This is a genomic window from Pseudomonas sp. AC247, assembly GCF_979258015.1.
This window is the reverse complement of sequence record NZ_OZ409829.1, coordinates 1,461,492-1,475,235: the sequence shown is the minus strand read 5'-3', so window position 1 is coordinate 1,475,235 and position 13,744 is coordinate 1,461,492. Positions and strand designations below refer to the sequence as shown.

General features: G+C 52.1%; 8 protein-coding genes and 1 pseudogene. 2 read left to right on the top strand and 7 right to left on the bottom strand.

Features of this window, described 5'->3' with window-relative positions; all coding sequences use genetic code 11:
• Positions 1-295: 295 nt before the first annotated feature.
• The 4 genes from ACZZ0B_RS06890 to ACZZ0B_RS06875 form a co-directional block, all read right to left on the bottom strand.
• On the bottom strand, positions 296-1,699 hold the full coding sequence (locus ACZZ0B_RS06890; protein WP_463544688.1) for an AbiJ-related protein: 1,404 nt from the start codon (positions 1,697-1,699) through the stop codon (positions 296-298).
• Positions 1,700-1,849: 150 nt separating this feature from the next.
• The gene (locus ACZZ0B_RS06885; protein ID WP_463544687.1) at positions 1,850-2,173 is read right to left on the bottom strand and encodes a hypothetical protein; all 324 of its coding nucleotides are present in this window, start codon (positions 2,171-2,173) and stop codon (positions 1,850-1,852) included.
• 299 nt (positions 2,174-2,472) lie between these two features.
• Positions 2,473-2,997: a DUF3223 domain-containing protein gene (locus ACZZ0B_RS06880; RefSeq protein ID WP_463544686.1), complete on the bottom strand. Its 525-nt coding sequence runs from the start codon at positions 2,995-2,997 to the stop codon at positions 2,473-2,475.
• Between the two features lie 826 nt (positions 2,998-3,823).
• Positions 3,824-4,453, bottom strand: a complete 630-nt coding sequence (locus ACZZ0B_RS06875; protein ID WP_463544685.1) for a hypothetical protein — start codon at positions 4,451-4,453, stop codon at positions 3,824-3,826.
• Positions 4,454-4,893: 440 nt separating this feature from the next.
• On the opposite strand from ACZZ0B_RS06875, the gene ACZZ0B_RS06870 reads away from it, so the two are divergent.
• On the top strand, positions 4,894-6,591 hold the full coding sequence (locus tag ACZZ0B_RS06870; RefSeq protein ID WP_463544684.1) for a hypothetical protein: 1,698 nt from the start codon (positions 4,894-4,896) through the stop codon (positions 6,589-6,591).
• A complete protein-coding gene (locus ACZZ0B_RS06865; protein ID WP_463544683.1) occupies positions 6,584-9,685 on the top strand; it encodes an AAA family ATPase in 3,102 nt (1,033 codons plus the stop codon). The genes ACZZ0B_RS06870 and ACZZ0B_RS06865 overlap by 8 nt, the downstream gene beginning before the upstream one ends.
• Before the next feature lie 61 nt (positions 9,686-9,746).
• Here the strand turns inward: ACZZ0B_RS06865 and ACZZ0B_RS06860 are convergent.
• From ACZZ0B_RS06860 to ACZZ0B_RS06850, 3 genes and pseudogenes are all read right to left on the bottom strand, one after another.
• A pseudogene (locus ACZZ0B_RS06860) lies at positions 9,747-9,964 on the bottom strand (hypothetical protein).
• 293 nt (positions 9,965-10,257) lie between these two features.
• The gene (mcrC, locus tag ACZZ0B_RS06855) at positions 10,258-11,415 is read right to left on the bottom strand and encodes a 5-methylcytosine-specific restriction endonuclease system specificity protein McrC (RefSeq protein WP_463544682.1); all 1,158 of its coding nucleotides are present in this window, start codon (positions 11,413-11,415) and stop codon (positions 10,258-10,260) included.
• Between the two features lies 1 nt (position 11,416).
• On the bottom strand, positions 11,417-13,645 hold the full coding sequence (locus tag ACZZ0B_RS06850) for an McrB family protein (protein ID WP_463544681.1): 2,229 nt from the start codon (positions 13,643-13,645) through the stop codon (positions 11,417-11,419).
• Between the last annotated feature and the right edge of the window lie 99 nt (positions 13,646-13,744).

The following is a 13,744-nucleotide window of genomic DNA, read 5'->3' as shown; positions in this document are numbered from 1 at the left end:
GCGGGTATGACAACAACGTATTTACTCGTTTGTAGCGAGGCCACTGGGCTGCGACCAGTCTCATCGCCCCCTGTCGCATTAACATACGCAGCGTGTTCAGAAGTCGACAGTGAAACTGCCCCTGACTGACTTTGGGCAGGGGCTTAATGGCTTTCGTACGATCATGGCACGCCAAATGACGGCCACAGTCTCGGTGCATGGGTATTGGCGTTCAATTTTCCCGCAACCTTTCGCTTTTTCTTCCGGAGCAAATCAACACGGTTGAAATTGCGATTACGCCCAGATAAGTGAGGTTCTAGCCATCCTCCCTAGTGATGCCATGCTGCGCGAAAAGCTCCTTGAAAAAATTAACTGCCAATACTCGCGATTGATCACCAATTTCTACGGCACCATCGCGCAGGAATGTGTCCTGAAACTCGCCTCCACCGAAGCGGTAAACCTCGTATCTCAGTAACCTCAGACGTCGATCCTCGGCAACCATTGCTGCGTACCTAGCCGGAGCAGGCTTGCCATCGATTGCATAGTGATGCTGCCCATCCACCTCAATGACTATCCGGACACCGTGTTCAAGAAGTAACAAGAAATCCATTCTCTCCCGCAGCAGCACCTTGTCTGGCCCCCTCTGCCGTGAGGTTTTTGGATCGTAGTGAAGATAGACTTGTGGAATCAAAGCCGGTAACCGTTCTTTGAACTGTGGCGCCAACTCACGGTAGTAACTGTCGAAGAGCACTGCTTCGCCTGGGGATCGCGCTTGTTTCACCGAATCTCTCAATCGACGATAGAGGCTTCGCTGTGCGACATCCAGATCATCCACACCTTCGCGTCCTCCCCACCAGCCCACGAGATCGCTCCATAGCAAACCTTTCTCGCTCAATGCGCGGTCATAGATTAGGGCGTCATGTTGATTTCTGATGCCAACCTCATTGTTGATCGCATCAGTGAAATACAGATCTGGCTTGCTGTTGATCGAGGCAAAAATCAGGTTCTTGGCGGCGCCCTGTACCCCTGAAGAAATGCGTCGAATGCCATAAACATCCCGGCGTGAGATCTCCTTGATCACCGTCAGTGAAAAACCGTCAGCCACGAGTAGTTCATTAAGCACTGGCACCAGGACTTTCTGTTCTGGGTCTGTTCGGCATTCGGGAGATAGGACACAAGCGATCAGATCAAAAAAACGCTGTTGTGAGCATGTCATCGCTCCACAGTATTTCAGTACGGTGGAGTTGGAGTAGTCGTTGCGCTGTACGAAATGCTCTACAACGTCGGTGTAAAGCGTGTTGAGAAATCCGTGCTCGGGCCCAGACATACCCCAATTTGGATTCAACACGTTGAGTCCATCCAAAGCTGGAATCTCACCAAAAAGCGGATGGACCTGGTCCAAGGTTCCGAGGATTGCACGTCTGGTGATATCGGAGATGCGATGACTCTCAGGCGTCATCAGCTCACCGACCAAGTCCTCCAGTTCCGCATCCCCAATTTCATCGATGACATTTTTTGCGAGGGCGAGCAGCTCGTTCAGATTGTGACCGTGCAACCGAGAGCGAACGTATGACCGTTTGCTGCGATAGGCTTCTTCCTCGGTCCCTACCTCCAGACCAAGCTTGGTGCACAGCCCAGGCAGGTCGTATGCTTTAACACTGTGAAGCGAAGCAGCAATCGCGTCTCGTATGTCCTCCAGGCTAATGTTTTTTGCGTGCACCAATGGTCGCCCTCACTGATAAGAATTCGCGTTACAGCACTGTGTAGGCCACACCATCCGGACGTGCTTCGGCCCTTATATTTTCCAGGCGCATTCAGCCACCCTCCTGAACGACTGAAAAGCCACGCATCTATTAACCCTCAAGGAGCTTCAGATCTGTGCTATCGAAAACACTGTCACGTATTTGTACTTCTTCTTGAACTTCTTCTTGGCGTCCATTTCAGCAACGATTTTGCTGAGGGTACTGGTGTCGTAATGGACAATCTCATAATCACCCTCAAACACAGTTGACACATGCAGGGTAACCCGTAGCTTCGAAGACGCAGCTTTTGCAACGGTCGCAGATTTCGACCCTCGTGCCGGCCTCGAACCAACCGAGGTATCGACGCGGCCAGCTGACGTTGAGGTATTCGTAGAGTCCATTGCTCCGAAGAGCGCTCGACGCATCTCCTCTTCACTCAACTGTGTGGTCATTCATTCTGTTTCTTCATTTCGGTTAGGTTGGATGTCATTTTTTCTCAAATAAGGCACCTTTTGGATCGCCTAAATCAAAGGTACTGCTCTAAAGGCTTGGCAATCATAGCGATCGAGCTTGTCATGAGTTCACTCGTAAAGTTGCGACCAAGGTACAACAGCCTTACTCAATTGAAGGTTGCCCATACGGGACACAATTCTTAGCCGAGCATGCTGCCGGTGAAACTCCTGCCACTGAAATGAAAGCCTCTCATCTTCAATGACCGCCACCACGCCGTTCAGCGATCCTACTCGTACGTTTAAGGATTTATTAGGTACTGATGACAGAATTTAAACAGAAGCTGATCGAAGGTGTCAGGAGCAACGTGGTCAACAGCTGAGTTAGAACGACTCAGATTTTCGCCAGTAATTGAGCAACTGGATGTTGTCACCAGTGCCTGATCCCGGAAGTCGCGAATCTGATCCTGAACCGCTGTTCTAGCCCCGTTGCGAAAATCCCGCAGTTTTTGCGGTACGAGGGAGGCAGAGCGAGAGTTCGGCATCAGGCGAACAGCGTGAGAAAACGAGATGTCGATTTCTGCGCCACTCTGGCTGCGAACCACAAAACACCGCGTGCCGTGGATGGTGGTTTGAGCGGATAGCTCAGACACCCCGCCCGAAGACTTTTCGGCCCATTCGTCATGATGCAGAAAAAGGCAGAAGAGAAACTCAGCATCTACACCACCAATGCTGCAGCCGTCGGGAGTTCTTTTAAGTATCTGGCGACACCGCTCGGTGACCAGCGTTTTAGTGGCAAAGATCTCATCATTAATCAGGTATGGCACAGAATCGACTCCCATTGTGATGACCGTCGGCGACAGCGCAAGGAGAGCGCAGCTAGCGTCTACAGGAATTGCGCCAAACCTACATACCATACAAGATGAGCGCTCAAAACCGAGACCACTCAAGAGGATCCGGCTTCGACCATGACTCTCAGAATCCGCCCCTGCGTTTGCGTTAAAGGAGACCTACAGTTTTACGCAAACGGCCAATGCATCGCCTGCAAAGGAACTGGGGTACTAGACACATACCGAGTCGGCGTTCTCAAGAATAACCTCAATGCTAAGCGTCCCAGTTTTGAAGAGTATTTGTCGTTTGATGGCGCACACTGTCACCGTATCTACAAACGGCTTTCGGAAGACTGGCGTTGCCCGGGTTGTTGGCGGACAAAATTTGAAATTCTGCGATGGACAATACTTTTTCCGCACAAGCCGGAAAGCCGTCGCCCTGGCTGGGCCGGTGGGTACCATGAGCACCATGACCATGCGTGCAATAGGTATTTCAGTCCTGGAGGATTGTCCTCGTGCAAACCTCGCTTCGCTCCCAGCGTAGTTTGTGAGCAATGTAACTCTGCTGACAGCGCGGCGAAGAAAGTACTGAAACTACCGACTGATTTCTCATTTTCTCCTACGGAAATCCGTCAGTTTGTGTCCGCCTATGCGCACGGTAAGCATCTGGTCGACTATCAGATAGCTCATGCCATCTATCTAGCACTTCAGCCGTGATCTGTTGAAAATGGGCGATGCCCAAATGCCCCTTGCCTCAGCGCGATGCAAGGGGCTACAAAGGTAAAATCCCCTCAACGAAGTAGGGCTGAACCTAACGTGTGAGTTAGCGCGGAGACCAGCAAACTTCACCTTCCTGAATCACTCCTGGAGTCCGACCATAGCGATCTACCAGAATAGGAGTCAGCGACGAATGCAGGATTTCCAATTCGGGAACCATCATTGCTACATACTCTTCGAAGCTGGGGTGCTTTTTCCAATACCCTGAGTCGATCGCTCTGTGGAGTGATCGGTCAAACCAACCCCGCGTAACTTTCAGCAGACCTTCGACCCGATCAGCCACCTCTTTGCCGTGGCTTACCTCGTCGTATCCGTCCTTTTTCATTAGCTCGCGCTCCACAAAAGTACCTGGTCGATACTTCAGCTTTTCTTCCGCCTCCATGACGCGCTCGTGAAAATCTCGATGCAGCTTTTGATCTGACTTCAGGTCAGCGGCGAAACGATAATCACAGTAAAGACAGTGGCTAACACTATTAGAACCTTCAGGTGTGTCCACATGCTGATTGATGACCACATCAAACCATCGGTTCAATTCGTGAAAATTTCGAGCGCCGCACAGTTCAGCAGCGGCCAAATCCAAACGATTCGTGTGAGGCAGTTCGGGTGCAGTGGCTTTGAGTTGCTTGGCAAGATGCTTGACGCGTTGTACGTCAGCGAATGTAAGAGTGCGTTTCATTACAGCCTCCGAGGCTGGGCCTGTCATCCACTACGAGAACCCAATACAGGGTTTGTTCAGTACGGTCACGGTAGTGCCTTGGCTTTGCGTTGGTGGATGGCAGGCACCTACCGGATGCCTTCTGTAAAGACTACGCTAGACAATCCTCTTTCTGCAAATCCCAGAAGTCACAATTGACAACACACCGCATGTGGTGAGCGAATCCCAATCTGATCCAAGCAGAAATCATCACCCAATCCAATTGGGTCGAGTGATCTGACTGCGCCCGCATGTGAGAGGTTTACTCTGAGGTCCGGCAAAAAAACATTCGCCAGACTTACTCCCAACACCACCGTTTTGCGACTATTGTTGAGGCTCCTCACGGAAGACAAAAAAGTATGCCGACGCGCGATGTATCGTTAGCCCTCTTAGAGCACAGTCTTCAAGAGCCCGACCTGGAAATGTTGCGGCCGACGGAGGCCAGCTACACGTGCTTACTGCTGCAGCCCTGTGGGCCGATTTTTGCCTCAGAGCAGCGCATTGGTAGCTACGATGTGCCCCTCGCCACGGCCAAGAGCTTGTCGATGCTACGGATGGCACGTGATAGAGGCGCGCACCTTGCCGTCACGCCTGAATATTTCATGCCGTGGGCAGCGCTGGAGGAGGCTATAGCCACTGGCATCACGCCAGCTGAAGGTGTCCTTTGGGTTTTGGGTTGCGAGAGCATCACCCAAGAAGCGCTGGGGCAATTCCAACAGAGCGTTAGCGATCACTGCTTAGTTATTCATGAACCATGGCAAGGCTTAGAAATCGATCGCGATCTCTTCGACCCTGTAGTTCTGATGTTTCAGGCCAAACGCCCAGACGGGTCTTCTAGACTGGTCGCGCTTGTTCAATTCAAAACGTTCCCTTCTAGAGATGAGTTTTTTCTGGAGGAGCGATTGTTGCGACGGGGAACTCAGATCTATAGATTTCGAGGCCGTAGTGGACATCTAACAGCGGCCGTCATCATCTGCTCAGATGCCTTTGCTTTAAGGGATGAATGGCTAGCTGACTTCAATGATCGCTCTACATTGATTCATATTCAGCTCAATCCAAGTCCACGTAACGCAGCATACCGAAACTATCGAACCACAACGTTCAATACAGACCCGCGCGCCAGCAATTGCCATATCGTCTGCCTAAATTGGGCGCAATCCATCGTCCAATACGGTGCCCCTGGAACCCCTCCTGACGCATGGAGCAACGTTGCTGCATCGACGTGGTACTGCTCCGCAGAGGATTGCTCATCAAAAGATGAGATCGTCATACCGAATCATAATCTGGGCATCTACTACGCCTACATGACTGAGCGGCGCCACGCTCTTGTTTTCCACTATGACGAAGCGGTATTCGAGCTACGAGTACCGAAAGTGTTAACTGTTGGCAATGCAATCATCGCCAATCGCAACGGTCCGATTGCGTTCCAGCGATACACATGGGCGCCTGTTGCTCAAAAATGGATGGTAGGAGAAGCCCCTGATGCAGGGTTCACTGCACTTGCTGCTGGCGACCCGCGTTCGCAAATTGCGCTCCAGCAAGTAATTGCCTCCCAAAACCCTTTGGCCATTGAACGTGTACTAGCGTTAAGCGCTGGACAAATCACTGGCCGCCCGAATTGGTGCGCACTGAAAGATATCGACTCCTGCAAGATTGGCCCTGACGAAGTCGTACGCAGATTGACCGTCGCTCAGGACCGTGAAGGCCGAGATTTTCGTCATCAACGACTTAGTACAGCGGCTCAAATTCACCATGAAATACTGAACCGCGTTGAATGGCCTCCGCAGGTGGATGGAGTCGATGCAACGTCTATTTTGCGATGGGACGCGGCAGATCCTAATTTCAATGTGATGACATCAGATAACAAACCCACGCTCATCGCTTACCTAGGTGACTTGCCCCCACCTCACGAATTAGAAATGATCGCAGACAAACTTTATGAGCTGCTACGCCAAGCCGGTGGCCCCCACCAAAAGCGGTTGTGCATAGCATACCGGGAGTTTGGTGAACTCAAGTTTGCGGGAATTGATGCTCTAACCCGCTTCGATGACCCTGCAGACGACAAGACCGAATTTCTCGCTGTTACTCCGCTCGATCACACGGAACCCTCATATGGTTGATTCAGCCTCGTTACGTCACACGATCACGGAAAAACTCTCCCGGGTTCAAGACTTGGGCGACGGCATTTTTCGCGGGGAACGCATCTACCAAGGAATAACCTTCGCAACGGCTTACATCGACCTATCAGACAGTGTTATCCAGCGGGCAGCGAATCTTGCGAAATTTCAAGAAGGCTTGCTTGGGAGTGAATTCTTCACGGCTGATGGCGACCAGCGCTGGAACAGCTATCTGTACTTTTGGGCAGGCCCTCAATCGCAGATCGACGATCGCTTTTTGGAAGCAAAAGCACGCATCGAGAGGGATCGACATTTTGCGAGAAAGTTTGTGCTAACTGAGGAGGATCTCCTCGGTCGTTTTGATACTCTCTCGACTCAAGAACACAGCGCATTGGTATCCACAGATGCTAGCGTTCAATGGGAAGAAATTTTAAGGGCGGCAGCTCTCAGCAGCTTGTTGGAGAAACGCGCGCGAACCCAACAAATCGAACTGATCGGTTCAGGGGAAGCCTTTAGTGCCGATGCAATTCCGGTAACGCGGCCGCTTCCTCAGCCACTCTCTGATCCTCTGAGCGCTGGGTTGATTCGTCGGTTTCAGGTAGGCGAATTTAGATCGGCCATCAGCGGAAAACAGTTTCAGTTTGGCGATGTGAATTTGATATTCGGACAGAACGGTGCGGGCAAAACATCGTTGCTTGAGTCCATCGAAGCCTTGTATTGCGGGCGTATCCGTCGCGATCCTGAAGCCACATTCAAAAATATCGAAGCGGATGTCGTCACTGCATCCGGTGAATTACTCACTGTTAAGAGCACCACATTGCCGGCCACCCTTAAGGCGCGCAATCTCGCCTGGTATGGACGCTCAAATCCAAATACTGGCGCACTCGCCCAGTCATTCACTCGATTCAATTTTTTGGACACCGATGCTGCATTCCGCCTCTCCGGTGAATCGACCCCAGATAAACTAAAACAAGACCTGAGTTTGTTGCTGGTAGGTGGAGAAACATCGGCACTTTGGACCGATCTCTACAAGCTGCATGATGACGCCGTGGCGAAGCGCACGAGTTTCAGCGAACGCATTCCTTCCCTGCTTAAGCAGACCGAACTGCTAGGTAACGAGGTCAAGCGATTACAGGACTCCCCTACTGAATCCTCAACCTTTGCAAAATCATTTCGTGCGAGTTTGCGTGAGCTCGGGGCTATCTGGATTCAAGAAGGTGACAATGAGCCTTTGTCTCCCTCGGACCGAACTCGCCTTGAATCGCTTTCGCGAGGGCTAAACCAAGCTATTAATCTGGCACAAACCTCGCCTGCCACAATTACTCAACTACGGCAGAGCGCGCAGGCTTTGCTCACCGCGCTCGAAAAAATTCGGGAACTGGAAGAGTCAGACCTACACAAGCGTCAGGAGCTCCGCGAGTATGAAGCTCTGATTGAGAGCTACAAGGAAGAACTCGGTGATCTAGAAATATGGTCGATCTACTGCGAGGCCGGTGCACCAGCGCTTGCCAGATCAATTGAGCAGACCAAGCGTGTGGTTTCTGATGCAAGAATCGCCCTCGCGGGAACGTCCTTGGACGACGTCCATGAGCTACCTGTTGAATATGCCGTTCGTGGGCTCTCCGAAGCTCTTCAGGTCGCCACGGACAGCCTCGCTCTCGCTGAGCAGCAGGAGAAATCAGCCTCCGAAAGCCTTTTGCAGCAGGAGCGTCTTGGTCAGTCGTTAATTTCCCTTCGTGCTGATCTACGCGGACTTGTCCAATCCATCATTGATCACACAGGCGATGCACTGCATTGCCCTGTCTGCTCTACCCCCCATTTAGATGGGGAGCTGCTTCATAAAATCGAATTGCTAACCTCTTCTGACAATTCAAGCTTCACCAATGGTCTTCATCAGGCAGCACAGGTTGCTAGAGATCGTGTCCAACGAGAGCGTGAAGTGATAGCTGCGCTCCAGGTATTGCAGCGCTTTCACGATGCAAATGGCGCACAGGATTCGACTACCGTACGCGATTTACATCAAAGCCTGCTTGTGAAACATCATGAGTTCATCGAAGCGAATATCGAGCTGGAAAGCCTGGAATCAGCCATGCGTTCGCTCGACCAGTATGGGGCCGATCAAGCAGGTTTCTCTGGCGCAGAGGCAGCCGCAATCCAATGGTTGGGGACTAAACAGGATTATTCGAGTCTGGCAGTCATAAATACACGCATCGACGAGATTCAGACGAGCACAGAGGAAACGAACGAATCTGCGGCTGATTTGCGCGAAGCTTTGAAGCTTACGAATGCACAGGTGAGCGCTATTGCAGTATCAACAGGACTTTCTGCAGAAAACGCCAAGGAGCTGATTCTTTTGATCCAACGGCAGTTGGAAAGACACCACGCTTCAACGCTTTTCTTCGAGGATGCCGCACAATTAATTACTATTGCGGATGATCAACCACTAGAACCGATTTTGCAGGCTGTCGAGGATGCAATTAATGCGTTCGATCGTGCCCTGCATGCGGAAAATATGGAAACAGAAGCGCGTACTGAGCTAAGCGCCAAAACGGTCGAGCTTCAACAGAGCGCGAGCCTTCTCAAAGCGGCCGTAACGCGGAAGGACAATTTCACAATAGCCATTAACGCACTGGCCGACATCGTTGAAAACCATTCCCTTGAGAAAGCAACGCAGGAAGCTCTTGAGTCGATACGTGGACATGTCAGCGAAATATTCGCCAGGATTCACTCTCCAGCTGAGTACACGCTGGGCGACTTCAATGGAGAGCATCTCCTCATCACACGAGATGGCCATCGTACGCATACAGCTACACAGGTAAGTACAGGCCAGCGTGCCGCACTAGCGCTTTCGATATTTCTAGCGTTGAACCGCAGCGCAGAAACTGCCCCTCCGGTGCTGTTGATCGATGACCCCATTGCGCACATTGATGATCTAAACGCGCTGTCATTCTTGGACTACCTGCGTGATCTTGCCGTCAGTATGCGCAAGCAGGTTTTCTTCGCAACAGCAGACGCTCGGCTCGCCGCCTTGTTTCAGCGAAAATTCGAGTTTTTGGGCAACGAGCGATTCAAAAAAATTGTTCTATCTCGCTCATGAACCTGCAGCCTATTTTGATCAGACTGAACACCTTTCAGAGGGCAGTACAGCAACGAGTAATCTATGATTGGCGTATCCTCATTATGGAATCTGTAATGGCCTGAGCATTTGCGTCCAAGGCTTCCATGGCCGACATTGCATTAACAGCGACATTTTTCACCCCGTTTTCTGATAGCCCTTGGTTATTTCTTCTATCGCTGCACCCAGGGCGTGCTGGTTGTGCAGGAGCAATGTTATGGCGTCCGCCGTAGCGATCTTGCAGTCTGAATTATCTGGCATGGTGGTCGTCCTTGAGGCTGATGCAGGAAGCCTAGTTCATCTCACCGTAGCATCGAGACAGGCTTGCGACCTCGAAGAAAAAGCTTCGAGGGCTCCTGAAGTCCAGATTCAACATTAACGAGCTCCTCTTCCTAACAGACGCGCATCCCTATCGCTAGGTAAAGTTTGCCTCTTCACTTAAGCCGACTCGGGCTAGCGTTACGCTATCGAATCGGCGCAAAAACTAAACGCCACGATAATTTTGCCAATGCCACTTTTTCACAACTGAGAGGTGCTCTCTGCTGAGGGAGGCCTTATTGCACCTGGTTGCTGGTGCGCGAAGTATGCTCCGACCCGAAACGCAAATCCGGGGTTATCACGCTGATCAACTGCTCCCGAATCTCTCCACTGCTCGCCGCCAGATCAACCGTAGCAAACCGAATGTAGTGTCCCTGTATCACCACACTCTCATCCACCCTTTCCCCAACCGCTGGATGCAACAGCAAACCGCGGGCGGTCTGTGTGAGAGGGTCCGCCTCAGTCACCTGAGAGCGAAGATATGCGTATATTTGATAAAGGTAGGCACTATGCAACGTCTGCGCGCGATAAACGCTGCGCTTGTAGATTGCCGTGAACTTGGTATCAATCACCATCCGCTGCGCCAGCGCCGCATTCTCAAGCATGATATCAACCGTCATCTGCGGGAAGACCGCATCCAACCCCGGGGTATGGTCGCTGCTATTCCATCTCAGTTTCACTCCCCCGCGAACAGTCCAATCGTCCTTAAGTGCCACACGGTAAAACCCAGTTACGGCCTTCTCGAACAATCGGCGAACCCAAACTTCGTCGCGATCTGGTTGGTGCATGTATTGCCTGCCTGCAGACTCACTTGGGATGGCCATGTCATAGGCGAGTTTGGCAGCGGAAACCATCAGACGATCTGCCGTATCGTGCCGCCCGAATCGTTCCAAGTCGATCTGCGAACGAACCACGCCCAGATTGGAGACCCTCAGATTTGTGAGGCGCTGCGCAAGTTGTCGGCAGCGTCTCCCGACCGGGTGCCGACGCAGTAACCCCGCCACTCTTTCCAAAGCAATTCGCACAAAGCGATTACGAACCGTGTCCAGTGTCAGCTCGTCGAATCGACAAGCTATTTGCCCACGCATTAAAAGCTGTTTGCGTTCAGTAGTGAGGACATCAATCCGGCCGCGCACACGATTGACGATCTGTTCCCGATGCTGATAGCCCAGCCCCAAATGGCGGCGCAACCGCGCTTCGACGGCATCGGCCAGGATTTTTCCCACCATGCGCGGCAGATCGTCGGGCATGGCTTCGCTAGCGGTCCTGGCATTCCCCAAGGCCCGATAGAGATCCGAAGCATAGAGCATCAGCAGCCAAAGATTTCTGACCGGAATACGACCCACCATTCGTTCGGGGCTAGGAATGAGTGTCCCTTCTGCAAGGTTTGGCATATCACCAGCCTGCTAAAAGGTTGGCGGCTGCCTCTTTCGCACTGCTGGGGGTGTCCACCCAATATTCGTCCAGTAAAGGCAGTATCTCGCTTTCTACCACTCGTATGAACCAGTCCCGGGTAGTGCCCTCTTCAAGCGTCTCGCTTGGCGTCACGTAGCTATGACCAACCTGGAACTGCTTACCCAGTCGCTCATCGTCGGCAAGCACGGTATTGAGTTCTGCAATCCGCCTTTCGATGTGGTGCGCCAAGTTTGCGTCTACACCACATTGCTTGATAACCCATTCGCGCCAACGGCCTCCAAACCTTGGGGCCAGGCTGATAAACGCGAATCTGCGCCGCAGCGCCAGGTCAACCAGGGCCAACGACCGGTCGGCCAAGTTCATGGTCCCGACCACATAGAGATTCTCTGGGATATGGACAGCTGTGCGATTGCCGTCTACGTCGGGATAGCTCAATTCCAGCGCTTCGCTTGGCGTGCGCTTGCCCGCTTCCAGCAAGGTCAGCATCTCGCCAAAGATTTGTGCAGGATTGCCGCGATTGATTTCCTCGATCACAACGACAAACTTTGAATCTGGATTATTGAGCGCTGCTCTTACCACCTCCATGAACACACCTTCGGCCAGGGCGAGACCTCCTCGACCGTCTGGGCGCCAACCTCTGACAAAATCCTCATAAGACAGGTTGGGATGGAATTGAACAGATCGAACTTTTTTGACGTCTCTAGTGCCGATCAATGCGAACGCAAGGCGCTTGGCGAGCCAAGTCTTACCGGTACCCGGAGGCCCCTGGAGAATCAAATTTTTCTTCTCGCGCAAACGAACGAGCACGCTTTCCAACTCGGCACGCTCCAGAAAACAACCCTCTGCGAGGATGTCTTCTAACGTGTAGGAGGGCAAGGCAGGATGGCTAGCGATGCTTGGCTCGACTTCTGTCGGCTCCAGTCCCTCGTCCATATCGTCTGGGGATAGTTCGTCGCTATCGAGCGGAGAATCAGGCTCTAAACCCCAAGCTAACAGCGACAGCTCAGGGAATGAATGCGCGGGGTAGCTACTTTCCTGAAACCGTGGCTCAAGTACTTCCACCACTTGCAAGTAGTCTGCAGCGGCGCATCGCCTGTTTGGGCCGTTACGGTTGATCGTGATCGTTAGAGTGTCCTTGATGAAGGTTCTGGACAACTCATCAAGGCTGAGCAATGCCCAGGGCCGGGCCCAATATAGCCCCATGGTCAGATTCCATGCGACGCCCATTCGACCATTACTATCATCGAACGCCTTGGCGAATGCAGATTTGGTGACCTCTTCCTGGCCTTCTTCACTATCGGCATAGGCGATGGCTGTCGCGAAGGTTTCCCACAGCGAGTCAATGTGATCACGGTCACGGTTCTTTTCGCGTGGGAAATACCAAGACTTCAAGTTGTGCAGCACGGGCACACCTTCAAACGACTGCGGCACCGGCTCTTCAACACCAAGAAAAATTGCGATCTCGGTGGCAATTGCTTTCCGGTTAACTTCTTTGGTTTGGCGGTTGAAGGTGCCCATGACAGTGAACGGGCAAATGTCCCGAACAAAGCCTCGCTTGCCGTTTGGATAAATGTCCGCTTCCAAATAACCCAGCGCCGGTACCCGAGTGGATATCTCCTTCAGACCTGCCACTAAGGCTTTCCGATCACGCCGGTGCTTCAACAGCTTGTCGGCGACCTCCATGTAAAAGCGAGTCCAGCCAAATTGTTCCGAGGTCGCAGTCTGGCGACCGAAGCGTGCTCTCCAATAAGGGGCATCGCAAAAGCGCTGAATATCCTGGGCGTGGCCTTCAAAGGTGAAGTCGATCAGTCCATCAGTTTTCCAATCACCCGGCAGTACACGCCAGATCGTCCCGCGGTGGGTGTAGAAATACCATTTATGTCCTGCTTTGACGGGCTCCCAGTCGACCTTGACTTGTCGGCCGTCATTGTAATTCTCAGTGATAATACCAGTAGCCTTGATGGTCATAACCGAGACTGTATTCCCCCGGTTATCGAACGGCAGGTCATGCAATTGGGTGTAAGCCGACTTGATCGCAATGCGCTCGCCCACTTTCATGCTACGCACGAGATCAAGGTGCTTGTCGTCGTAGCCATTTTCCCAGATGCCCTCACGAAGAAAGCGCGCAGTCTGATCATCTTTCCTTCCGTAAGCGGCGCCGACGAACCACACGGGCTGGGTGGAGATTCCTTTCGATGCGGTAGTCATGTCATTCCCTTAAATAGCAATGTATGAGGGTGGGGAAAAATCAGTGGCAGTTGATTGCGTGAAACATTCGGTGGTTTTCGATTGCATTCTGGCAATAGC

What these genes read in the sequence shown, in the direction of transcription:
- ACZZ0B_RS06885 (WP_463544687.1), bottom strand. Translation starts at nt 2,173, where the DNA reads ATGACCACACAGTTGAGTGAAGAGGAGATGCGTCGAGCGCTCTTCGGA.
- ACZZ0B_RS06865 (WP_463544683.1), top strand. Translation starts at nt 6,584, where the DNA reads ATGGTTGATTCAGCCTCGTTACGTCACACGATCACGGAAAAACTCTCC.
- ACZZ0B_RS06850 (WP_463544681.1), bottom strand. Translation starts at nt 13,645, where the DNA reads ATGACTACCGCATCGAAAGGAATCTCCACCCAGCCCGTGTGGTTCGTC.
- ACZZ0B_RS06870 (WP_463544684.1), top strand. Translation starts at nt 4,894, where the DNA reads ATGTTGCGGCCGACGGAGGCCAGCTACACGTGCTTACTGCTGCAGCCC.
- ACZZ0B_RS06875 (WP_463544685.1), bottom strand. Translation starts at nt 4,453, where the DNA reads ATGAAACGCACTCTTACATTCGCTGACGTACAACGCGTCAAGCATCTT.
- mcrC (WP_463544682.1), bottom strand. Translation starts at nt 11,415, where the DNA reads ATGCCAAACCTTGCAGAAGGGACACTCATTCCTAGCCCCGAACGAATG.